18 protein-coding genes and 1 tRNA gene are annotated in these 22,415 nt (G+C 72.4%); 15 read left to right on the forward strand and 4 right to left on the reverse strand.

Going from position 1 to position 22,415, the window contains the following annotated elements; genetic code table 11:
• Positions 1-84 precede the first annotated feature (84 nt).
• From AB0I91_RS34260 to AB0I91_RS34290, 7 genes are all read left to right on the forward strand, one after another.
• Positions 85-1,068, forward strand: coding sequence for a hypothetical protein (locus tag AB0I91_RS34260; RefSeq protein WP_499640633.1), 984 nt, complete (start codon positions 85-87; stop codon positions 1,066-1,068).
• 126 nt (positions 1,069-1,194) lie between these two features.
• Positions 1,195-3,957: a type I DNA topoisomerase gene (gene topA, locus AB0I91_RS34265; protein WP_498779283.1), complete on the forward strand. Its 2,763-nt coding sequence runs from the start codon at positions 1,195-1,197 to the stop codon at positions 3,955-3,957.
• A gap of 13 nt (positions 3,958-3,970) precedes the next feature.
• Positions 3,971-4,432 carry a hypothetical protein gene (locus tag AB0I91_RS34270; protein ID WP_499640635.1) on the forward strand — a complete coding sequence of 154 codons (462 nt, stop codon included), beginning with the start codon at positions 3,971-3,973 and terminating at the stop codon, positions 4,430-4,432.
• 84 nt (positions 4,433-4,516) lie between these two features.
• Positions 4,517-6,544, forward strand: coding sequence for a bifunctional MFS transporter/dTMP kinase (locus AB0I91_RS34275; protein WP_499615667.1), 2,028 nt, complete (start codon positions 4,517-4,519; stop codon positions 6,542-6,544).
• A gap of 20 nt (positions 6,545-6,564) precedes the next feature.
• Positions 6,565-7,764, forward strand: a complete 1,200-nt coding sequence (locus AB0I91_RS34280) for a DNA polymerase III subunit delta' (protein WP_498779288.1) — start codon at positions 6,565-6,567, stop codon at positions 7,762-7,764.
• Between the two features lie 265 nt (positions 7,765-8,029).
• Positions 8,030-9,124, forward strand: a complete 1,095-nt coding sequence (locus AB0I91_RS34285; protein ID WP_499640637.1) for a patatin-like phospholipase family protein — start codon at positions 8,030-8,032, stop codon at positions 9,122-9,124.
• Positions 9,121-11,544, forward strand: coding sequence for a protein kinase domain-containing protein (locus tag AB0I91_RS34290; protein WP_499640639.1), 2,424 nt, complete (start codon positions 9,121-9,123; stop codon positions 11,542-11,544). Before AB0I91_RS34285 ends, AB0I91_RS34290 begins: the two co-directional genes overlap by 4 nt.
• A 4-nt stretch (positions 11,545-11,548) precedes the next feature.
• Here the strand turns inward: AB0I91_RS34290 and AB0I91_RS34295 are convergent, their stop codons facing one another.
• A complete protein-coding gene (locus AB0I91_RS34295) occupies positions 11,549-13,144 on the reverse strand; it encodes a hypothetical protein (protein ID WP_499615724.1) in 1,596 nt (531 codons plus the stop codon).
• Between the two features lie 126 nt (positions 13,145-13,270).
• Here AB0I91_RS34295 and AB0I91_RS34300 point away from each other — a divergent pair.
• Together AB0I91_RS34300 and AB0I91_RS34305 are read left to right on the forward strand one after the other, a co-directional pair.
• Positions 13,271-13,344 (forward strand) — tRNA-Thr (locus AB0I91_RS34300).
• A gap of 188 nt (positions 13,345-13,532) precedes the next feature.
• Positions 13,533-13,712, forward strand: coding sequence for a hypothetical protein (locus tag AB0I91_RS34305; RefSeq protein WP_498779294.1), 180 nt, complete (start codon positions 13,533-13,535; stop codon positions 13,710-13,712).
• Here the strand turns inward: AB0I91_RS34305 and AB0I91_RS34310 are convergent.
• Positions 13,699-14,649: a TIGR03617 family F420-dependent LLM class oxidoreductase gene (locus AB0I91_RS34310; protein WP_499640641.1), complete on the reverse strand. Its 951-nt coding sequence runs from the start codon at positions 14,647-14,649 to the stop codon at positions 13,699-13,701. The two genes, AB0I91_RS34305 and AB0I91_RS34310, sit on opposite strands and share 14 nt — an antisense overlap.
• 37 nt (positions 14,650-14,686) lie before the next feature.
• On the reverse strand, positions 14,687-15,139 hold the full coding sequence (locus AB0I91_RS34315; protein WP_499640643.1) for a DUF4442 domain-containing protein: 453 nt from the start codon (positions 15,137-15,139) through the stop codon (positions 14,687-14,689).
• Positions 15,140-15,267: 128 nt separating this feature from the next.
• Between AB0I91_RS34315 and AB0I91_RS34320 the strand changes: the two genes are divergently transcribed.
• Together AB0I91_RS34320 and AB0I91_RS34325 are read left to right on the forward strand one after the other, a co-directional pair.
• On the forward strand, positions 15,268-15,783 hold the full coding sequence (locus AB0I91_RS34320; RefSeq protein ID WP_499640645.1) for a MarR family winged helix-turn-helix transcriptional regulator: 516 nt from the start codon (positions 15,268-15,270) through the stop codon (positions 15,781-15,783).
• Positions 15,783-17,453, forward strand: coding sequence for an MDR family MFS transporter (locus tag AB0I91_RS34325; protein ID WP_498779299.1), 1,671 nt, complete (start codon positions 15,783-15,785; stop codon positions 17,451-17,453). Before AB0I91_RS34320 ends, AB0I91_RS34325 begins: the two co-directional genes overlap by 1 nt.
• A gap of 71 nt (positions 17,454-17,524) precedes the next feature.
• Here the strand turns inward: AB0I91_RS34325 and AB0I91_RS34330 are convergent, their stop codons facing one another.
• The gene (locus AB0I91_RS34330) at positions 17,525-18,028 is read right to left on the reverse strand and encodes an inorganic diphosphatase (RefSeq protein ID WP_498779300.1); all 504 of its coding nucleotides are present in this window, start codon (positions 18,026-18,028) and stop codon (positions 17,525-17,527) included.
• A 378-nt stretch (positions 18,029-18,406) separates the two neighbouring features.
• Here AB0I91_RS34330 and dacB point away from each other — a divergent pair, with 378 nt between their 5' ends.
• The 4 genes from dacB to hpt all read left to right on the forward strand — a co-directional run bounded on the left by dacB (position 18,407) and on the right by hpt (position 22,311).
• Positions 18,407-19,759 (forward strand): D-alanyl-D-alanine carboxypeptidase/D-alanyl-D-alanine endopeptidase, encoded by a 1,353-nt coding sequence (gene dacB / locus AB0I91_RS34335; RefSeq protein ID WP_499615652.1) that lies wholly within the window; start codon positions 18,407-18,409, stop codon positions 19,757-19,759.
• 61 nt (positions 19,760-19,820) lie between these two features.
• Positions 19,821-20,834 (forward strand): zinc-dependent metalloprotease, encoded by a 1,014-nt coding sequence (locus AB0I91_RS34340; RefSeq protein WP_498779304.1) that lies wholly within the window; start codon positions 19,821-19,823, stop codon positions 20,832-20,834.
• Positions 20,831-21,742, forward strand: a complete 912-nt coding sequence (gene tilS / locus AB0I91_RS34345; protein ID WP_499615649.1) for a tRNA lysidine(34) synthetase TilS — start codon at positions 20,831-20,833, stop codon at positions 21,740-21,742. Before AB0I91_RS34340 ends, tilS begins: the two co-directional genes overlap by 4 nt.
• Before the next feature lie 17 nt (positions 21,743-21,759).
• Positions 21,760-22,311 (forward strand): hypoxanthine phosphoribosyltransferase, encoded by a 552-nt coding sequence (gene hpt / locus AB0I91_RS34350; RefSeq protein ID WP_360466193.1) that lies wholly within the window; start codon positions 21,760-21,762, stop codon positions 22,309-22,311.
• Positions 22,312-22,415 lie beyond the last annotated feature (104 nt).

Raw genomic sequence — 22,415 nt, forward strand, 5'->3', positions numbered from 1 at the left:
TGGGACGCGTGAGGCCATTGGGGTACGTGGTTCAGCCCTTCGGAGACTGGCCGTGGTCGAACGTGTGTTCTACGCTGCGTCTTCGTGGGGCAATTGTCCTTCTACTCGGCCGAGGCGAGACAGCCTTGCGTCGGTGACCTGGCGGGCCTGCTGTGCGGGCCCGGCCGGGCGCTGGGCTTCGCCCGCGGACGTGCGGCCCGGGTGTCGGTGGGTCTCGACACCCGGGACCGGGCCGCCGCGGTGGTGGCGGCGCTGGCCGAGCGGGGCGTGCAGGCCCGGGTGGAACTCGTGCGGACGGTGCAGGTCGCGGCCGGGGCCACCGAGGACGAGCCCGAAGCGGCCGGACCAGGGGTGGACGAGTCAGGGGTGGACGAGCCGGCCGGGACCGAGGCCGCCGCGGCCGAGCCCGATCCGGACGAGGTAGCCCCGGACGAGGTAGCCCCGGACGAGCCCGTTCCTGACGAACCAGTCCCCGACGACCCGTTCGACGAGCTGGTCGAACCTCTCGACGACCTGGGCGAGCCCCTGGACGAGCTGGTCGACGACGAGCCGGACGGGTTCGCGCCCGTCGTGATCGGGTCGGGCCGGCGCGGACCGGCAGCCGCCGAGCCGGAACCCGAGCCCGCGCCGGAGCCGGAAGCGGAAGCTGCCGAGGGCGAGACCGAGACCGTGACAGCCGAACCCGTGGTCATCGAGGCGTGGCAGGTCACGACGGCTTTCCGCACCGACCTGGCCGGGTTGGCGGCGCAGTGGTTCGACGGCGACCGCAAGGTCGTCCCGCCCGATTTCACGCTCGACGGCGCGGCCCTGCGGCTGTGGGCGCTCACGTCCGGCCGGTGGGTCGAGTCCGGCTCCGGGTACCTCCTCGGCCTCGACCCCGAGGCGCCCGACACGCACGAAGCGTTGCGAAAAGCATTGGCCACGTCGGGCCTGCCCTCGACACTCTTGACCGGGAAAGCCGGGGGACCGGCGTTGCGCGTCGTCGGCAGACGGCGGCTCGAACGGCTCGCCGAGCTGGTCGGACGCGCGCCCAGGGGCGTCGCGGAACGCACCTGGCCGGCCGCGTAGCGCGTCCTCCTGGCGGAGGATCCGGCACAGTTGTGTCACCCTGTCCCGACCAGGGCTGCCCAGCGGCGACGAAGGACAGTGCACACTGGCGGGTCGGGACACAGTGTTCGAAGAGAGCGGGACGGCGTGGCTGGATCGACACGGGCGAGGAAGACAAACGGGGGATCAGCGAGCGGCAACCGGCGGTTGGTGATCGTCGAGTCGCCCGCGAAGGCGCGGAAGATCGCGTCGTACCTCGGCAGCGACTTCGTCGTGGAGTCATCCAAGGGGCACATCCGCGACCTGCCCCGCGGCGCGGCCGACGTGCCCGCGAAGTACAAGGGCATGCCGTGGGCCCGCCTCGGGGTCGACGTCGACCACGGCTTCGAGCCGCTCTACGTCGTCACGCCGGACAAGAAGTCGACCGTCTCCGAGCTGAAAGAGCTGCTCAAGGACGTCGACGAGCTCTACCTCGCGACAGACGGCGACCGCGAGGGCGAGGCCATCGCCTGGCACCTGCTCGACACGCTGAAGCCGAAGGTCCCGGTCCGGCGGATGGTGTTCCACGAGATCACCGAGCCCGCGATCCTCGCCGCCGCCGCGAACCCGCGCGACCTGGACCAGGACCTGGTCGACGCCCAGGAGACCCGCCGCATCCTCGACCGCCTCTACGGCTACGAGGTCAGCCCGGTGCTCTGGAAGAAGGTCATGCCGAAGCTCTCGGCGGGCCGCGTCCAGTCCGTGGCGACCCGGATCGTGGTCGAGCGCGAGCGCGAGCGGATGAAGTTCGTCACCGCCTCGTACTGGGACGTCTCGGCGACCATGGACGCGGGCGAGGACGCCGCGCCCCGCACGTTCGGCGCCCGGCTGATCGCGGTCGACGGCACGCGCCTGGCCGCGGGCCGCGACTTCGGCCCGGACGGCAGGCTCAAGGCGGGTGCCGACGTCCGCGTGCTGGACGAGGCGCACGCGAGGGCCATCGCGGACGGCCTGGTCAACGCCTCGATGACGGTCTCCTCGGTCGAGGAGAAGCCGTACACGCGCAAGCCGTACGCGCCGTTCATGACCTCCACGTTGCAGCAGGAGGCGGGCCGCAAGCTGCGCTTCTCCGCGGACCGCACCATGCGCACCGCGCAGAAGCTGTACGAGAACGGCTACATCACCTACATGCGCACCGACAGCACGACGCTGTCGGAGACCGCGATCGCGGCGGCCCGCGCGCAGGCCACCGAGCTGTACGGCTCGCAGTTCGTGTCCAAGGAGCCGCGCCAGTACACGCGCAAGGTCAAGAACGCGCAGGAGGCCCACGAGGCGATCCGCCCGGCCGGCGAGGTGTTCCGCACCCCCGGCCAGGTGGCCCGGGAGCTGGAGTCCGACGAGTTCAAGCTCTACGAGCTGATCTGGCAGCGCACGATCGCCTCCCAGATGGCCGACGCGCGGGGCAACACCACGTCGGTCCGCATCTCCGGGACCACGGCGGGCGGCGAGGACGTCACCTTCGCCGCGTCCGGCCGCACGATCACCTTCGCGGGCTTCCTGAAGGCCTACGTGGAGACGGTCGACTCGGAGGCGGGCGGCGAGTCCGACGACGCCGAGTCGCGGCTCCCGCAGCTGGTCAAGGACCAGGCGCTGCTGGCCGCCGAGCTGTCCGCGGACGGCCACTCGACCTCGCCGCCGCCGCGCTTCACCGAGGCGAGCCTGATCAAGACGATGGAGGAGCTCGGCATCGGCCGGCCCTCCACCTACGCCTCGATCATCAGCACCGTCCAGGACCGCGGCTACGTGTGGAAGAAGGGCTCCGCCCTGGTCCCGTCGTGGGTGGCGTTCGCCGTGGTCGGGCTGCTGGAGCAGCACTTCGGCCGGCTCGTCGACTACGACTTCACCGCCGCGCTGGAGGACGAGCTCGACGGCATCGCCGCGGGCCGGCAGGAGCGGACCACGTGGCTGTCCGGGTTCTACTTCGGCGGCAACGTCGGCCCCGAGTCGTCGGTCGGCCGCTCCGGCGGGCTGAAGAAGCTGGTCGGGTCGAGCGTCGAGGCGATCGACGCCCGCGAGGTCAACTCGATCCCGCTGTTCCCCGACGTGGAGGGCCGCACGGTCTACGTCCGGGTCGGCCGCTACGGGCCGTACCTGGAGCGCGAGGTCGAGGGCGAGGACGGCACGACCAGCGCGCAGCGGGCGAACCTGCCCGACGACCTGCCGCCGGACGAGCTGAACCGCGAGATCGCGGACAAGCTGTTCGCCACGCCGCAGGAAGGCCGCTCGCTGGGCAACGACCCGGTCACCGGGCACGAGATCGTGGCCAAGGAGGGCCGGTTCGGCCCGTACGTGACCGAGGTGCTGCCCGAGGCGCCCGAGGGCACCAAGAAGGCGCCGAAGCCGCGCACCGGCTCGCTGTTCAAGTCGATGTCGCTGGACACGGTCACGCTGGACGACGCGCTGAGGCTGCTCTCGCTGCCGCGCGTGGTCGGCAAGGACCCGGAGACCGGCGCGGAGATCACCGCGCAGAACGGCCGGTACGGGCCCTACCTGAAGAAGGGCACCGACTCGCGGTCGCTGACCAGCGAGGACCAGCTGTTCACGGTCACCCTCGACGAGGCGCTCAAGATCTACGCCGAGCCGAAGAAGCGGGGCCGGGCCGCCGCCGCGCCGCCGTTGAAGGAGCTGGGCGCGGACCCGGTCTCCGGCAAGCCGATGGTGGTCAAGGAGGGCCGGTTCGGCCCGTACGTGACCGACGGCGAGGTCAACGCGTCGCTGCGCAAGTCCGACAGCGTCGAGGGCCTCTCCGACGAGCGGGCGGCCGAGCTGCTGGCCGAGAAGCGGGCCAAGGGGCCGACGACGAAGAAGAAGGCACCGGCGGCCAAGAAGGCGCCCGCGCGGAAGAAGGCTCCGGCGAAGACCAAGAGCTAGGGGAGGCGGGGCGGTGGGCGACTCCGACGCGGGCCGGCTCGACGCCGGTCGGTCCGGCTACGACGGGACGCAGCCGCCCCCGCCCCCGCCGCTGTTCCCGGACCCGCTCGCGGGCCTGGTGACGGGCGAGCACCACGTGGCGAAGGCCGTGCCGCCGATCGCGCCGCCGACGCCGGCGCCCGTGCCGGAGCCCGGACCGGCGTACGTCGCGCCGAACCGTCGTGCGGCGGCACGCAAGCCGGTGCGCGCTCCGGCCCAGCAGGTGTCGGGCGAGCCCGCGGCGCACGTGCCGCACGCCGGGCTGGCCCGTCGTCAGCCCCACCAGGACGTGGCGGGCCCGACCTCAGGGCCGCAGGCGCCCAAGAAGGGCAAGGGCGGGCTGATCGGGTGCCTGGTGGTGCTGGCCGCGCTCAGCGGGCTGCTGTTCAACGTCGTGCGTGAGATCATCGAAGCCGTGGTCGACCTCGTGCGCTGATGTCGCTCAGGTCACCCGAACGGCGGATGTGGTCAGACGGGTGAATCGGTCCGGCTACCCTTACCGCCTGCACCATCGGCGGGGGTGAGCACCATCCAGGACGGCGGCACAGCGGCCTCGACCAGCCACCGGATTCGCAGCGTGTTGGCGATCCGGCCGTTCCGCAGGCTCTGGGGTGTCACCTATCTGTGCAGCGTTGGTGACTGGTTGTCACTACTGGCCTTGACCGGCCTCGTCACCAAGATGATGGACAGCTACCAGTGGCAGAGCTTCTCGCTCAGCCTGGTCGTGCTGACCCAGCTGCTGCCCGGCATCCTGTTCGCCCCGCTCGGCGGCGTGCTCGCGGACCGGTTCGACCGCCGCAAGATCATGGTGGTCTGCGACCTGCTGCGCGGCGGCCTGTTCATCTCGATCGCGCTGGTCGGCACGGCGTGGTGGCTGTTCATCGCGAACTTCCTGGTCGGCTGCTGCGCGATGCTGTGGATCCCGGCCAAGGACTCGGCGGTGCCGAACCTGCTGCGCCGGCCCGACCAGGTGGAGACGGCCAACCAGCTCGGCCTGGTGATGACCTACGGCATCTCGGTCATCTCCGGCGCGGGCCTGTACTCGATCATCTCCGGCATCCCCGGCTACCTCGGCCTGCAGAACAGCGACCTCGAGTTCCGCATCGCGACCATCGCGGTCATGGTCAACGGCGCGCTGTACGTGACGTCGGCGATCATCGTGGCGACCCGCATCCCGGAGCTGTCCGGCCGGATCGCCGCGGTCAAGCGCACCCGCGAGAACGGCGAGGCGCCCGGCTTCTTCGCCATGCTGCGCGACGGCATGAAGTACGCCGCCCGCACGCCGCTGGTCCGCGGCCTGGTCATCGGCATGATCGGCGCGTTCGCCGCGGCCGGCGCGGTGATCGGCACGGCCACCCCGTACTCGCTGTCGCTGCTGGGCGGTGACTCCACGTTCGGCCTGCTGTTCGTGGCCGTGTTCGCCGGGTTGGCGCTGGGCATGGCGACCGCGCCGCGGATGGCCCGGCGGCTGCCGTACGACCGGCTGTTCGGTGTGACGATCCTGGTCGCGGGCGTGAGCCTGCTGTTCGTGGCGTTCGCGCCGCACCTGTGGGTGGCGCTGGTCGCGGTGGCGTGCGTCGGCGCGTCGGCGGGCATGGCGTTCCTCACCGGCCTGACCATCGTCGGCTCGCAGGTCGAGGACGCGATGCGCGGCCGGACCGTGGCGCTGCTCCAGTCGCTGCTCAAGATCGTGCTGTTCGCCGCGTCGGCCACCGCTCCGCTGCTGGTCACGCTGGTGCAGAAGCGCACGGTCACGGTCTTCGGTCACCCGATGGTGGTGGACGGGACCCGGCCGGTGCTGTTCGGCGCGGGCGTGATCGCCGCCCTGCTGGGGCTGATCGCCTACCGGCAGATGGACAACCGGCGCTCCGAGCCCTTCCTGTCCGACCTGCTCGCGGCGCTGCGCGGGCGGGCGCGGCGGACCGCCGGCGTGCTGATCGCGGTCGAGGGCGACACCCGGCAGGACACGTCCGTGCAGGCCAGGCGGCTGGCCGAGGCGTTGCGCGAGACCGGCCGCGAGGTCGTGCTCGCCTCCGACCCGGACCTGGACGAGCAGCGGTTGCGCAACCTGCTGACCACCGCAGACCTCGCCGGGGTGCGGGCGCACGCCCTGGTGGCCGCGGCCGTGCGGGCCGACGTGGTGGAGCGCGAGGTGCGGCCCGCGTTGGACAACGGCGCGCTGGTCGTCATGGAGCGGTACGTCGACAGCCCGCTGGCGCACTTCAGCGCGGCGGGCAGCGTGGAGCCGCGCGAGGTGGAGGGCCTGGTCGACTGGGCCACCGGCCGGCTTCGGCCGGACATGACCGTGCTGCTGGACCGGATGCCGCCCAAGGTGCGGGCCTCCGGCGGCACGCTGGACACCGTCGAGCACCACTGGCGGGTGCAGAAGCTGCTGACCGACATGGCCTCGGCCGACCCGGAGCGGTACGTCGTGGTCGACGCCGACGGCACCGAGGACGAGGTCGCCGCCCGGGTGCGGACCGCCGTGCTGCCGCTGCTGGCCCGGCGGACCAGGATGCCGGTCAAGCCGGTGGCGGAGACGCCCTGACGGATCGGTACGGTCGCCTGGTGAGCGGTGGTGTGTGGGGCGACGTCGTCGGCCAGCCGGAGGCGGTCGCGGTGCTGTCGGCGGCGGCGGAGGCCGCCGCGTCGATCGTGGCGGGCGGCACGCCGGCGTCGGGCGCGATGACGCACGCGTGGCTGTTCACCGGGCCTCCCGGGTCGGGGCGCCTGGTCGCCGCACGGGCGTTCGCCGCCGCGTTGCAGTGCGTCGCCGTGGACGACCGGCCGGGCTGCGGCTCGTGCGCCGGGTGCCACACGACGGTGGCCGGCACGCACGCCGACGTGCGGGTGGTCGCGCCCGAGGGCCTGTCGATCTCGGTGGCCGAGATGCGGTCGCTGGTGCAGGTGTCGGCCCGGCGGCCGACGTCGGGGCGGTGGCAGGTGGTGATCATCGCCGACGCCGACCGGCTCACCGAGGGCGCGGCGAACGCGCTGCTCAAAGCGGTGGAAGAGCCTCCGGCACGGACCGTGTTCCTGCTGTGCGCGCCGTCGGACCACCCCGAGGACGTGTCGGTGACCATCCGGTCGCGCTGCCGGATCGTGTCGCTGGCGACCCCGCGCACCGCGGCGATCGCGTCGGCGTTGGAGCAGGAGGGCGTGGCGCCGGAGGTGGCGTCGTGGGCGGCCTCGGTGTGCGGCGGGCACGTGGCCAGGGCGCGGCGGTTGGCCACCGACGAGGAGTCGCGGGCGCGGCGCGAGGCGGTGCTGCGGATCCCGACCGCGTTGCGGCGGCCCGCGGACATCTTCACGTGCGCCGACCAGCTCGTCTCGGCCGCCGAGGGCGACGCGCAGACCGCGAACGAGAGCCGTGACGTGGCCGAGCGCGAGGCGTTGGAGACCGCCATGGGCGCCGGCGGCACGGGCAAGGGCACGGCCGCCGCGTCACGCGGGGCGAAGGGCGCGTTGAAGGACCTGGAGAAGCGGCAGAAGTCGCGGGCCACCCGGACCCAGCGGGACTCGCTGGACCAGGCCCTGGTCGACCTGGCCGCGTTCTACCGGGACGTGCTGGTGACCGCGACGGGCGCGCGGGCCGTGCTCAACCACCCGGACCGGGCGGAGGACGCGCGTGCGGCGGCGGCGCAGTGGTCGCCGGAGTCGACGTTGCGCCGGCTGGAGGCCGTGCTGAACTGCCGGACCGCGCTGGAGCTGAACGTGAAGCCGCGGATCGCCATCGAGGCCATGCTCACCACGCTCCAGCGGGGCTGACCGGTTCGCCCGCGACGGCGGGCCCGCGTTGTTGCCGATTCGGGTGGAATTGATCGGATAAGACGACGGGACAACCGCAGAATTGCGGACGTGGGGCGGTCCTTTTCCAGGTGGACAGGTTATTTCGGCGCCACGACGTGGTGATGGATTCGGTCGTCGAATCGTTCGGATAATACGTTCGGGTGATGGCGGTTCGACCCGGGCCGGAGTGGGCGGCGCTCTACTACGTTGATCTCGTAGCAGTGCTCTCCGGAGAGGTCTTCGCATGTCTCGGATCAATGGTCGACGCCCCCGGTTGCCGCTGCTCGGCGTGCGCCCGCTCGCGGCGCGTCCGCCCGCCGGACTGCCGTGGTCTCCGACCCACCCCGTGCTTGAAGTGCTGCGCGCCCGCCGTGCGGCGGGCAGCAAGCCCGGTGCGCGCGAGGACGGGTTCAAGGTCGGGCTCGCCATCGAGGGCGGCGGACTGCGCGGGGTCGTCTCCGGCGCGATGCTCACGGCGGTGGAGGACCTCGGTTTCGCCGACGCGTTCGACGACGTGTACGCGTGTTCGTCCGGCGCGGTCAACGGCGCGTATTTCATCACCAGGCGCACTTGGTTCCCGCTGTCCATCTACTTCGACGACCTGACCGATCCGGTGTTCCTCGACTTCCGCCGGGTGTTGCGGCGCGAAGGGCCGATGAACCTGGCCTACGTGTTCGAGGAAGTGCTGGTCCGGCGCAAGCCGCTGGACTACGCGGCGATCATCGCGTCCCCTCAGCGGCTGCACGTCATGGTCACCGACGTCGACGCGCTGCGCACGCTCGACGTCAGCGATTTCTCCTCACCGGAGGACCTGCGGGAGGCGTTGCGGGCGAGCACCTGGTTACCCCTGGCGATCAAGGGCACCACCACTTTCCGGGGCAGCCGCGCCATCGACGGCGGCGTGCTGCGCTTCCACCCGTTCCGGGCCGCCGTCGACGACGGGTGCACGCACGTGCTGTCGTTCAGCACCAGGCCGATCGCGCCGCCGAAGAACGGCGTGTCGGTGGTCAACCGCCTGGTCGCGCGCCACCTGGAGAAGATGCGCCCCGGCCTCGGCGCCGGGTTCACGGCCTCGACCGCGGAGTACCTGACCGAGGACCGGCCGTACCTGGCCCGCAGCCGGCGGGACCCGGACCCGTCGCCCGCGGTGCTGGACCTCGCGCCGCTGCCCGGCACGCCCGAGGTGAAGCGGCACGAGGTCGACCGGGGCAAGCTGCTCGACGGCGCGCGCTCGGCGTACCGCATACTCCACCTGGCGTTGGAGGGCGTCGACGCGGAGGTGGTGCCGAGGCTGACGGTCGTGCGCCCGAGCCCGGCGGCCGGGGAGCCGGCGTTGTGAGCGGGACGCCACCGGCCCGACAGCCCGACGTGGAGACCCTGAGGCAGGTCTTTCGCGAGATCACGGCCCTCGACGCGAAGGCGGCGGACACCGCGCGGCTGCGCCGCATCCGCGAGCTGTGCCCGGCGGTGGAGGACTGGCGGCGGCTGCTGGCCGCGATCCCGCCCGACAAGCTGTCCTTCCAGCTCGACGTCGGCGTGCAGCGCCTGCGTGCCGTCGACTCGCTGACCCGCTGGTGCGGGAACTTCAAGACCGGCCGGGTCGGCGGGCACACCCGGCGGGACGCCGAGACGCACGGCTACCTCTCCGTGCTGCTGATGACGCTCATCACGATGGAGGACTCGGCGCGGTCTGGCAACGGCCCCGGCGGGAAGCCGGAGGCGCACGACTGCGACGGCCTGTGCCGGCAGCTGGTGCGCGACGCCTCCGTGCGCGCCGCGCTGCTCGGCCTCTACGCGCCCGACGCCGGTGACCGGTCCGACGAGCGCGCCGTGCGGGAGTGGCAGCGGATCCGGGAGGCGGAGCTCGAGTTCCACCGGCACGGCTCGACCTCGTTCATCCTGCGCGGGCTGCCCGACGAGTCGGCGGGTCGGCGGATCCGGTTCGCGCTCAAGTGCGTGCTGTTCCCCTACTCGAAGATCCCGGTGATCGCCGAGAAGACCCGGACCTACGCGCGCGACCACAACGCGCTCGACGTCGACGGCAGGCCGGTCCAGCACATGGTGCGGGTCTGGGCGAGCACGTCGCACTGGATCCTGATGGACTTCGCCGAGGGCAACACGCTGGCGGAGGAGATCCAGCGGATCAAGGACGACTCCGCCACCGTGGCGCTGGGCTGGCGGCGCGCCCCGGTCCGCTCGCCCGCGGGCAACGTCCGCCTCGACATGATCCGCAAGATCGGCCTGCCGCTGGTGACCGCGCTGGCCGAGCTGCACTCGCGGGACAAGCGGCACGAGGACCTGTCGCCGACGAACATCATCGTGCGGCGCCGCGACCCCGGCGCGGGCGGCGGCGAGTACGACGTCACGTTCGTCGACTTCGGCCGGAACTACCTCTACAGCGGCGCGGTCGGCGGCCTGGAGAGCGGGCAGGGCGCCTACGTCGCGCCGGAGGTGCGCGAGAACGGCGACGACGTCACCAAGGCCGACGTGTACTCGCTCGGCCGGATCCTGATCGCGCTCGGCGACGTCGGCGAGAACCGCGACGGCACCATCCCGGACCGCTTCTACGGGCAGGCGCCGCTGCTCGCGCGGTTCATCGAGGACCTGATCGACGTGCGGCCGCAACGGCGGCTGCTGGTCTTCCCGATCGCCGCCGACGACCCCGACGTCTACCGGGTCCTCGGCCAGGTGCTGGCGCAGGAGCTGGACGTCACGCAGGCCGCCCTGGTCGAGGACCCCCAGCTGCGGCCCCACGCGATCCCGGACGACCGGCAGTCGGTGGTGGCGATGCTGTCGTCGCTGTTCCCGCCGTCGCGCGAGCCGAAGAAGAGGCGGCGGATCTACCGGCTCCGCAAGGCGCAGGGCGTGCTGGCGGACCCGCGCCGGTCGATGCACGCGCGGTGGCTGCTGACGTTCTCCGTGCTGTCGTCGATCAGCTTCGCGCTCAGCCTCACCGTGTGCGTCTACTGGTTCCTCCGGGACATCGGCATCGACGTGCTGGGGCCCGCCGACCAGCTCGTGCTGCGGCTGCTCGGCGCGCGGCCCGATGTCATCCCGCTGCTCGACGACCTGCGCCGGCCGGGCTACGAGCTGGGCCGGGTGTGGGAGAACCTGCCCGCGCGGATCATCGGCGTGAGCTTCGCGCTCGCGTCGGCCCGCTACTACCAGAACATCCTGAGCGGGCTGACGACCCGGGTCGCCGACTCGCCGGGCGCGCCCCGCCCGGTGCTGCGGTTCGGCGCCGAGCTGTGGATGAGGATCATGTCCATCTGGGCCTCGTGGCTCATCCTGGGCGTGAACCTGGTCGACGTCCGCTGGTGGCCGATCGGGACCGCGGTCGGCTACACGGGGGTGCTGTTCTCCAACATCCTCTGCGCCCGGTTCGCGACGGAGCAGCTCGCGCGGGCCAGGCGGCACGGGCTGAGCACCGTGCCGCCCGAGCACCAGAAGATCACCGGCCTGGACGGCTTCCGGCAGTGGGGCCCGACGATCACGTTCTACGCGATCACGGTGTGGACGTTCGCCGTCCTGATCGTCCAGGGCGTGCTCAACGACACCTACGTGTACGCCGCGGCCGTGGCGCTGGTGAACATCGGCCTGTTCTACGTGATCAAGACCGGGGCCAACGCGCTCGACGTCCGCACCGGCCTGAACCGGTGCTTCCTGGCCGCCGAACGGCTGCGGTACGAGGCCGACCGCGACCGGCGGCTGCTGCTCCCGGCCGACCGACCCCGGCCGGTGCTCGCGGACATGGGGTGACGCGCTACGCGGTGGACGTGCGGTCGGGCGTGCCCGGGTCGGTGCGCCGCACCGGGCGACGGGTCGGCAGGGCGGCCACCAGGACGACGCCGACCAGCAGCAGCGCGGTGCCCGTCCAGAAGATCGGGACGGTCCGGTAGGCCGCGTTCGTGTAGGCCAGCGGCTCGCCCTTCTTCGGCGGCGCGGCCTGCCCGCCGCCACCGGGCGGCGGCTGCGACGGAGCGCAGACCACGCCGCCGCTCGGGGCCGCCGCGCGCACGATCTGCTCACCCAGGGACACCTGTGCCAGCGCCGCCGGCAGGTTCGGCAGACCGAGGGCGTCGGTCGGCAGCAGCTGGAGGTCGAGCAGGCGCGCGGTGGCCCCGAGCATGAACCCGTTGATGGTGGGACCGCCCTGCTGGAGCGGGCCGTCGATCACCACGTCCTTCTGGTTGAGCTGGGCGACCTGCAACCGCAGCACGCCGATGTCGAGCTTGGGCAGGCCGTCGGCCACGGCGCCGACCAGCGGCAGCTCCAGGCCCGGCGCGACGCCGATCGGCACGTCCAGCTTCGGGTTGGCCGCGTCGAGCGTGCCCAGCTCCTTGCCGCCCTGGCTGACCCGCAGCACGGGCGCGGTGTAGGTGATCCCGGACGTGGCCCGGTCGCCGGTGGACAGGGCGACCAGCGTCGGCTGACCGACCACGTCGATGCGGATCTCCGCCGCCGTGCCGGCGAGGAGGCGGACGCTCGCGGCCTGGAGCGTGGACGTCGACCGCACGGCCTTGTTCGGGCTGCCGGGCAGGTCGACCAGGTCGACGGTGGAGCGGGCGCTGAGCGTCTCGGGCAGGCTGAGCAGCGAGCCGTCCGCGCCGGTGTCGGGCGTGCCGGAGAGCAGGCCGCCCAGCCGGCTCAGCGGCGCGGTGAGCTGCTTGACGTTGTCGATCAGGGCCTGCTCGGCGGCGGCGTCGAGCTTCGGCGCGCCCCCGGTGAGCAGGCCGGTCAGGTCCGGCGTGCTGGGCAGGGTGGGGATGGCGTTGAGGACGCTCAGGGACGCGACGGAGGTCTTGGCGTCGGCGAGGGGCTGCACGCACGGGCCCAGCTCGTCGTGCCAGCGGGCGTGCACGCTGCCGTCGAGCAGGCCGACCTTGAGCAGGGTGTCCAGCGGGGTGGCGGGTGGCGTGAGGCCGCCGGTGACGGGGGCGGCGTTGTCCGGCGACGCGGTCTGCACCAGCGTGCCCGGGGTCTGCGGGGCCCGGCCCTGCACCGCGAAGCCGAGCGGGGACGCCTGCGCGATCGACCGCTCGTAGGACAGGAACGCCTCGGTGTTGGCCTGGGCGGAGGCGAGCCCGACGCCGATCTCGGCCGCCGACTGCTTGGGCAGCTGCTCGCCGAAGCCCGGCAGGATCGTGTTCGTCGGCGTCGAGTCCGGCGCGAGCCTGACCACCGCCAAGCCGGTGCCCGCGTCGCCGATCGCGTGCGTGCGGGGCGCCGGTCCGGCGGACACCGGCGGCTGGCCCGGGTCGCGCGGACCGGGCACCGGCGTGGTCGTGGGCTGGGCGAGGGCGGGTGCGGCGCAGAGCGCGACCAGCGCGGCGGCGACGGGCACGGCCATCAGGCGCATGTGGTCGGACCTCCAGGACAGCGGCGGTCGTCGTGCGGTGCTCACGTGAGCACCGTCACTTGTCGCTCTAACGACCATCCCCCCGTTCGGTGACGGCGGAGGGGTCGGCTATAGTTGTCGCGTCTCGCCGCCTTAGCTCAGTCGGCCAGAGCGGCTCACTCGTAATGAGCAGGTCATCGGTTCGATTCCGATAGGCGGCTCGCGAGATGCGAAGGCCCCGGGCGTCCGTCCGGGGCCTTCGCCACGTCCGGGGCACGTGTTCGTTCCCGTGCCGCTACCGTCGGGCCCTTGCCCGCTACCGTCGGGTCGACGACGCTGCTCCATCGGGGTGACCTTTTCACCATTGGCGTCAGCCGTGGGTCACCGTGTCGTTGCCACCGTGGAGGTGATGGCGATGGTCACGATGGTCGTGCTGACGGTGCTGGCCCTGCCGCTGGCCGTGCTCGCGGCACGCGTCGGGCGTCGGCGCTGGGTGCGGAGGCGGACCGTGGCGCGGGTCCGGGCGGAGTTGTTCCGGCACTGGGTGATGCGCGACGAGCCGAGCGGGCGGCACCTCATCCGGTCCTGACGACCGGCGCCGCGATCCTGGTGATCACGTCGCCGTAGCGGCGGGTCAGCTCGGCCTTCGCCGCGGCGGGCGCGCCCACGACGGCGAAGGCGGCCAGGACCTCGTCGGTGACGGCGCCGGCCATGTCGTCCCACCGCTGCCGCCGGGACAGGTGGTGCAGCTCCTCGTGCAGCTCGCCCCAGCCGTGCAGGTCCAGCACCCGGCGGTAGGCGGGCGTCGAGCCGTAGAACGCGATCTGCCGCCTGACCTCGGCCACGCCCCGCTCGTCGCACGCCACCAGCGACGGCCCGCTGATCTCCAGCCCCGCCAGGGGTTTGCCCGCCTTGGCCCGGCCGCGCGCCAACGCGGGCAGCGTCACTTCGCGCAGATACCGCTCGGTGGTGAAGGAGTGGCACAGGAACCCGTCCGCCACCTCGCCCGCGACCTCGGTCATCAGCTCGCCCACGCCGGCCAGCCACACCTTCGGCGGGCCGTGCGGGTTGGGGCCGGGGTCGAAGAACGGCGTCATCAGCGTGTGGGTGTAGAACTCGCCGCGGAACCTCAGCCGCTCGCCGGTGGCCCAGCTGTGCCAGATGGCGCGCAGCGCCAGCACGAACTCGCGCATGCGCGCGGCGGGCCGTGACCACGGCATGCCGAACCGCTTGGTGACGTGCGGCTCCACCTGCGAGCCCAGGCCGAGGTGGAACCGGCCGCCCGACAGCAGCTGCAGGTCGTTGGCCTGCACGGCGGTGCTCATCGGGTTGCGCGCGAACGCCACCGCGATCGCCGTGCCGAGGTCGAGCCCGTCCACCTGCCCGGCCACGCGGCCCAGCGCCAGGAACGGGTCGTGCCTGGTCTCGGCCAGCCAGAAGCCGTCGCAGCCCTCGTCGGCCGCCGCCCGGGCCGCGGCCGACACGGTGCGGGGGTCGTACTCGATCTCCAGCCGGTCCACCTTCACGGCGCCCGAACCTACCCGCGAGCGGCGCCGGGCCGGGTCAGCGGTTGGGGCGCAGCGTCCACACAACGGTCATCTCGCCGGTCGTCACGCCGTTCGCGTCGGTGATCGTCACCGCGACGGGGAACTCCGGCCGCGTGCCCGCCTCCAGCTCGGCCACGACCTCCGCCGCGGACCGGCCCAGCACCGCCTCGGCGCGCAGGTCGCCCAGCGCCAGCTTCTTGTAGGTGATCTCGGACCGCACCACCAACGGGGTCGCCTTGGCCAGGTGCGGCGCGAACGCGGCCATCACCACGGCGCCCGACGCGGTCTCCGCGACGCCGAACATCATCGCCGCGTGCGGTCCGCCGACGTGGTTGCGCAGTTCCTCGCGGTCCGGCAGCGCGGCGACCACGCGGTCGCCCGTGACCTCGGTGAACTCCACGCCCACGGTCTTGACCCACGGCACGGCCTGCTTCATCGCGTCGGCGACGAACGAGTGGTCAGCGCTCATGGCCGCTGATGCTACCCGCCGGTAACCATGAGACCCGAGTCACCGGCAATTCGTTTGCCATGTCACCCGTCCGAGCGCATGCTTGTACTCAGCAACTAGTTGGTTGATGCAAGCAAACGGAGTGTGCGATGGCGACCCCGGTGGGTGACGAGGTGCGGTTCGACGAGCTCGCCATGGCCGACCGGCTCGGCATGGCGTTGGTGCGGATGAACAAGATGCACGCCTGCGTCGCCGCGCACATGAGCAAGGCCGGCCTGGACAAGGCCTCCTTCGTGCTGCTGGCCAACCTCAACCACCTCGGCCCCTCGCGGGCCGGCGCGTTGGCGGAGGCGGTGTTCTCCGACCCGTCCACGGTCAGCCGCCAGGTGGCGACGCTGGTCAAGGACGGCCTGGTGGAACGCCGGGCCGACCCGGAGGACGGCCGGGCGAGCGTGCTGGCGGTGACCGAGGCGGGCGAGCGACTGCTCGCCGAACGCCGCGCGCAGCGCAACGTCGCACTGGCCCGCCTGTTCACGGACTGGTCCCCGCGGGAGTGGACCCAGTTCATCGAGTACTTCGAGCGCTTCGTGGGGGACTACGAGAAGGCGCTACCGGATTTCATCGCTGAGAGCGGACTGGGGCCGCGCTCAGAAGAGGAGAAGTGATGTCGGAAACGACAACCCGAGCGGACGCGCCGCCACCCGGCGCGGCCCTGCTCACCCACCGGCAGATCCTGACGATCCTGTCGGGCCTGCTGCTCGGGCTGTTCCTGGCCGCGCTCGACCAGATGATCGTGGCCACCGCCATGAAGACCATCGCGGACGAGCTGCACGGCCAGACGCTGCAAGCCTGGGCGACGACCGCGTACCTGATCACCGCGACGGTCTCCACGCCGCTGTACGGCAAGCTGTCCGACATCTACGGCCGCAAGCCGATGTACCTGACCGCGATCACGCTGTTCCTGGCGGGCTCGCTGCTGTCCGGCATCGCGAACTCGATGTACGAGCTGGCCGCGTTCCGCGCGGTGCAGGGCCTCGGCGCCGGCGGTCTGATGTCGCTGGCCATGGCGATCCTGGCGGACATCACCTCGCCGCGTGAGCGCAGCCGCTACACCGGCTACTTCATGGCGGTGTTCGGCATCTCCAGCGTCGCGGGCCCCGTGGTCGGCGGCCTGTTCGCGGGCATGGAGTCGTTCCTGGGCACGGCCGGCTGGCGCTGGGTGTTCCTGATCAACGTGCCGATCGCGCTGGTCGCGCTCGTCGTGGTGGCCAAGGTGCTCAACATCCCGCACCAGCGGGTGAACCACCGCATCGACTTCGTCGGCGCGGGCCTGCTGACCACCGGCCTGGTGCCGCTGCTGATCGTGGCCGAGCAGGGCCGCGGCTGGGGCTGGGCGTCGGGCACCTCGATCGCCATGTACGTCATCGGCGTGCTCGGCCTGGTCGGGTTCGTGCTCACCGAGAGGCGGATGGGCGACGAGGCGCTGCTCCCGCTGCGGCTGTTCAAGCGGCAGACGTTCGCGCTGGGCAACGTCATCAACTTCCTGCTCGGCGTCGGGATGTTCGGCGGCATGGTCTCGCTGCCGCTGTACCTGCAGATCGTGAAGGGCTACTCGGCCACCGAGTCCGGCCTGATGATGCTGCCGCTGACGCTCGGCATCATGTCGGCGGCGGGCACGAGCGGCAACATCACCGCCAAGACCGGCCGCTACAAGGTGTTCCCGATCATCGGGTTCGGGCTGATCACGGCCGCGCTGTTCGTCTTCAGCACGGTCGGCACGGACACGCCGATCTACCAGCCGCTGGCGCTGATGTTCTTCCTGGGCGCCGGGCTCGGCCTGTGCATGCAGACCCTGCTGGTGGCCATCCAGAACGACGCCGAGCCGCGCGACATGGGCGTGGCGACCTCGTCGGCCACGTTCTTCCGCCAGATCGGCGGCACGGTCGGCACCGCGGTGTTCCTGTCGATCCTGTTCAGCACGGTCGGCGACAAGATCGGCGACGCGCTGCGCTCGGCGGCGGCCACGCCCGACTTCCAGGCGGCGCTGGCCCGGCCGGAGAACCGCGAGTTCGCCGCCGGCCTGCAAGGCGGCGGCCCGGCGTTCGACCTGGACAACACCGAGTTCCTGACCAAGCTCGACCCGGCGCTGGCGCGGCCGTTCCTGGACGGCTTCTCCTCGTCGATCGACCTGGTGTTCCTGGTCGGAGGCCTGGTGACGGCGATCGGGTTCGCGGTGATCTGGTTCCTGCGCGAGGTGCCGCTGTCCAACCGGTCCGGCCTGGAGCGGGTGCAGGACGCGCAGGGCGAGAAGCCCGCGCCGATCGCGGCGCACTGACGCCTCGGCAACGCCCGAAAGCGCAAGAGGCCCGTCCCCGGAACCGGGGGCGGGCCTCTTCGCGGATCAGCTCAGTGGTCTTCGCCGCGGGCCACGGCGTCCTTCAGCCGCTGGTACGAGCGGACGATCTCGGCCTCGGCCTCGGTGCGGCCGACCCACGTCGCGCCCTCGACGCTCTTGCCCGGCTCCAGGTCCTTGTAGACCTCGAAGAAGTGCTGGATCTCCAGCCGGTAGAACTCGTTCAGGTGGTGGATGTCGCGCAGGTGCTCCGAGCGCGGGTCCTCCGCCGGGACGCAGAGCAGCTTGTCGTCGCCGCCCTTCTCGTCGGTCATCCGGAACATGCCGATCGCGCGCGAGCGGATCAGGCAGCCGGGGAACGTCGGCTCCTGGACCAGCACGAGGGCGTCGAGCGGGTCGCCGTCCTCACCGAGCGTGTCGTCGACGAACCCGTAGTCCGCCGGGTACTGAGTGGCCGTGAACAGGGTCCGGTCCAGCCGGATGCGCCCCGTCTTGTGGTCCATCTCGTACTTGTTGCGGACCCCCTTGGGGATCTCGATGGTGACGTCGAACTCCACTGCGCGGTCCTCGCTCGTCTTCGCCGTTCGTTACGCCACTAGTGTGGACTACGTCGTCTCGTCAACCCCTTGCCGAGGGTGTGACGTTGCCCGTACTCGACCGCGGAGGACTGCGTGCCCGACGAGCCATCGTGGCCGACCTTTGACGGTGACGAGGTCGACCGCGAGCCGCCGACGGTGCAGGTCAGACGGCCTGACCCGCCCACCGTGCGCATGCCGGCGCCGGTGCCCGCCAAGCCCGTGAGGGTGCCGCCGAAGCCCGTCGCGCCGCCCTCGCCCGCGCCGCCGACCGAGATCAAGTCGGAACCTGAACCGGTCCCTGAACCGATCACGGAACGTGAAGAGCCGTCGGTTCCGACGCGGCGGAAGCGCCCGTTCGTGTTGGGTGCGGCGGCGCTGCTCGTGGTCGCCCTCGCCGGCACCGCGCTCGTCGGGACGCAGCAGGGGTGGTTCGACGCCACGCCCGTGCCGACGACCGCCGCGCCGCTGCCGCCCGCGCCGGTGTCGTTGGCGATGAAGGGCGTCGGCGCGGACGGCAAGCCGGCCACGGCGGCGGGCGTGCGCGCGGTGCTGGCCGGTCCGGCCGCGAACGGGCTGCTGGCGCCGTTGTCGGGCGTGGTGGTGGACCCGGTGGCCGGCACGCCGCTGTGGAACCAGGGCGAGACGACGCCGCAGACCCCCGCGTCCACGATCAAGGTGCTCACCGCCGCGGCGGCGCTGCTGGCCCTGGACCACCGGGCCCAGTTCTCGACGAAGGTCGTGCGCGGGGCGCAGCCGGGCTCGGTCGTGCTGGTCGGCGGCGGCGACCCGACGCTGTCGTCCCGGCCCGCCGGCGAGACGACGGTCTACCCCGGCGCGGCCACGATCGACGACCTGGCCGCGCAGGTGCGCGCGTCGGGCGGCCAGGTGACGCAGGTGCAGTACGACGTGTCGCGGTACGCGGGCCCGGGCACCGCGCCCGGCTGGGACCCCAGCGACGTGCCGAACGGGTACGTGGCGCCGATCGAGCCGGTGATGCTGGACGGCGGGCGCGGCGACCCGACGAAGTACGACACGCCGCGCACGGCGACCCCCGCGGCGGTGGCGGCGCAGGCGTTGGCGCAGCGGTTGGGCGTGCCCGCGGTGGCGGCGGGCGTGGCGTCGCCCGCCGCGGAGGTGCTCGGCGAGGTGAAGTCCGCGCCGGTGGACCAGCTGGTCGAGAACCTGATGCAGATCTCGGACAACGTGCTGGCCGAGACGATGGCGCGGGAGGTGGCCAAGGCGCGCGGCCTGGAGCCGTCGTTCGCGGGCGCGACCCAGGCGGTGCGGGACGTGCTGACCGAGAACGGGTTCGACCTGTCGACGTCCACGATCGTGGACGGCAGCGGGTTGTCGCCGAACGACAAGGTGCCCGCGAAGCTGCTGGCGGACGTGCTCGTGGCGGCGGCGAAGCCGGACGCGTCCGACCCGAAGACGGCCAAGCTGCGGCCGTTGCTCACGGCCCTGCCGGTGGCGGGCGGCAGCGGCACGCTGGCGACCCGGTACGAGCAGTGGGGCGCGGGCGGCCGGGGCTGGGTGCGGGCCAAGACGGGCACGCTGACCTCGGTGAACACGCTCGCGGGCGTGGTGGTGGACGCGGACGGCAGGCTGCTGGTGTTCGCGTTCATGTCGTTGAGCCCCGAGCAGAACAACTCCTTGGTGCGCGGCGCGCTTGACGAGATGGCCGCCGCCCTCCGGACCTGCGGCTGCTGAACGCTCAAGACGTGGACGCGGGAGTGTCGGCCGGGCGGTCCCCGCAGGTAGCGTCAGGGGCGTGAACCCGGCGACGCAGGACCGCAGTGCCCCGGTCGATTGGGCCCTGGCCGTCACCACGGCGACCAGGCTCGTCCGGCCGGGCCCGATCGTGCCCAGAGCCGAGGCCGACATCGCCGTGCACCGCCTGCGCGAACTCGCCGTGGACGCCGAGGTGCACGTCCGCGAGCTCACCGGCCTCGGCCACGGCATGCCGCTCCAGCAGGGCGAAGTGGTCGACCGGCCGGCGTGGGTGCGCGCCGCCGTGCAGGGCCTCGCCGCCCTCACCGACGGCGCGCTGCCCAAGCAGTCCGGCGCGCTCAGCGGCGTCCTCGCGGGCACGGCGGGCGTCCAGGCGGGCGTCGTCATCGCCTTCCTCAGCGGCCGGGTGCTCGGCCAGTACGACCCGTTCTCCGAGGGCGGCAGGCTGCTGCTGGTCGCGCCGAACATCGTCGGCGCCCAACGGGCCCTCGACGTCTCCGGCGAGGACTTCAGCATGTGGGTCTGCCTGCACGAGGGCACCCACCGCCTCCAGTTCACCGCCGTGCCGTGGCTCGCCGAGCACTTCGCGGGCCTGGTCGCCACCCTGCTCGGCAGCATGGACGAGGGCTCCGCGCCACGCCTGCGCGACCTGCCGAAGCGGTTGCGCGAGTCGGGCGGCCTGGTGGAGCTGCTGCAGAGTCCCGGCCAGCGCGAGGTGCTCGACCGGCTGATCGCCTTGTCGACGTTGCTGGAAGGCCACGCCGACCACGTGATGGACGCGGTCGGCCCGGACGTCGTGCCGTCGGTCCGCACGATCCGCGAGCGCTTCACGGCCCGCCGCCAGGGCGGTGGCGTGCTGGACCGCGTGCTGCGCACGCTCCTCGGCGTGGAGGCGAAGGTCCGCCAGTACGCGGAGGGCGCGGCGTTCACCGGGCACGTCGTCGACGCGGTCGGCATGGACCGCTTCAACACCGTCTGGACCAGCGCCGACACCCTGCCGACGCGTGCGGAGATCGCCGACCCGGCCGGTTGGCTGCGTCGCGTCCAACCGTGAACGGACCGCTCGCCGAGGTGCGCACGGCCGTCAAGCGCTTCCTCGCCGAACACCGGCCCGACCCGGTCGCGGTGGCCGTCAGCGGCGGCGCGGACTCGCTCGCCCTGGCCGCCGTCACGGCCGGGCTGACGCGGGCACGCGCGGTCGTCGTGGACCACGGCCTGCAAGCCGACTCGGCGCAGGTCGCCGAACGGGCCGCGAGCACGTGCCGCGAGCTCGGCCTGGTCGCCGAGGTGCGCCGGGTGGAGGTCACCGGATCGGGTGGACCTGAGGCCGCCGCGCGCAAGGCCAGGTACGCCGCGCTGAGACCGGAGCGCGGGCTGGTCCTGCTCGGCCACACCAGGGACGACCAGGCCGAGACCGTCCTGCTGGGCCTGGGTCGCGGCTCGGGGCCGCGCAGCATCGCCGGCATGCGCGCGCACGACCCGCCGTGGGGCCGTCCGCTGCTGCGGGTCTCCAGGGCCGTGACGGAGGCCGCATGTGACGAACTCGGCCTCACGCCGTGGCGCGACCCGCACAACGAGGACCCGCGCTACACCAGGGTCCGCCTGCGCCGCGAGGTCCTGCCGCTGCTGGAGGACGTGCTCCAGGGCGGTGTGGCCGACGCCCTCGCCCGCACCGCCGCCCACCTGCGCGAGGACAACGACGCGCTGGACGAGCTGGCCGAGGCGTTCGACGGCGACCGCCGGTCGGTGGCCGACGTCGGGCGCCTGCCGACCGCCCTGCGCCGCCGCGTCCTGCGCCGCTGGCTGCTGGAGGAGAACGTGCCCGAGTTGTCCGACTCGCACCTGCGCCGGGTGGACGCGCTGGTGAGCGAGTGGCGCGGGCAGGGCGGCGTGTGGCTGCCCGGCGGCTTTGTGGCGCGGCGCGCGCATGGCAGGCTGCGAGTGGAACCAGTGCAGTCATGACAAAAGGGGAACCGTCCGTGTACGACGGCGACATCAGTTCCGTGCTCATCAGCGAGCAGGAGATCAGCGACAAGGTCACCGAGTTGGCCAACAAGGTCGCGGCTGACTACCCGGCCGACGGCGCGAACGACCTGGTGCTGATCACCGTGCTCAAGGGCGCGGTGATGTTCATGACCGACCTGGCCAGGGCGTTGCCGGTGCCGGTGCAGCTCGAGTTCATGGCGGTGAGCTCCTACGGCTCGTCGACCTCGTCCTCCGGCGTGGTGCGCATCCTCAAGGACCTCGACCGGGACATCGCGGACCGCGACGTGATCATCGTCGAGGACATCATCGACTCCGGTCTGACGCTGTCGTGGCTGCTCAAGAACCTGGCGTCGCGCAAGCCGCGGTCGCTGGAGGTCTGCACGCTGCTGCGCAAGCCGGACGCGGTCAAGGTCGAGGTGCCGGTGAAGTACGTCGGCTTCGAGATCCCGAACGAGTTCGTGGTCGGCTACGGCCTGGACTACGCCGAGCGCTACCGCGACCTGCCCTACATCGGCACCTTGGACCCCAAGGTCTACTCAAGCTGAGCACGTGAACGGGGGCGGCCCCGACCGGACCACCCCCGCGAGGTCGCGTCGGGGGGGGGGGGGCGGCTTAAAACCCCGCAACAACATTGTAAAGGGCGGGGCAG

The sequence above is a fragment of the Actinosynnema sp. NPDC049800 genome (assembly GCF_040656635.1).
Taxonomy (GTDB): domain Bacteria; phylum Actinomycetota; class Actinomycetes; order Mycobacteriales; family Pseudonocardiaceae; genus Actinosynnema.

What these genes read in the sequence shown, in the direction of transcription:
- AB0I91_RS34285 (WP_499640637.1), top strand. Translation starts at nt 8,030, where the DNA reads ATGTCTCGGATCAATGGTCGACGCCCCCGGTTGCCGCTGCTCGGCGTG.
- AB0I91_RS34295 (WP_499615724.1), bottom strand. Translation starts at nt 13,144, where the DNA reads ATGCGCCTGATGGCCGTGCCCGTCGCCGCCGCGCTGGTCGCGCTCTGC.
- AB0I91_RS34305 (WP_498779294.1), top strand. Translation starts at nt 13,533, where the DNA reads ATGGCGATGGTCACGATGGTCGTGCTGACGGTGCTGGCCCTGCCGCTG.
- AB0I91_RS34315 (WP_499640643.1), bottom strand. Translation starts at nt 15,139, where the DNA reads ATGAGCGCTGACCACTCGTTCGTCGCCGACGCGATGAAGCAGGCCGTG.
- AB0I91_RS34320 (WP_499640645.1), top strand. Translation starts at nt 15,268, where the DNA reads ATGGCGACCCCGGTGGGTGACGAGGTGCGGTTCGACGAGCTCGCCATG.
- AB0I91_RS34325 (WP_498779299.1), top strand. Translation starts at nt 15,783, where the DNA reads ATGTCGGAAACGACAACCCGAGCGGACGCGCCGCCACCCGGCGCGGCC.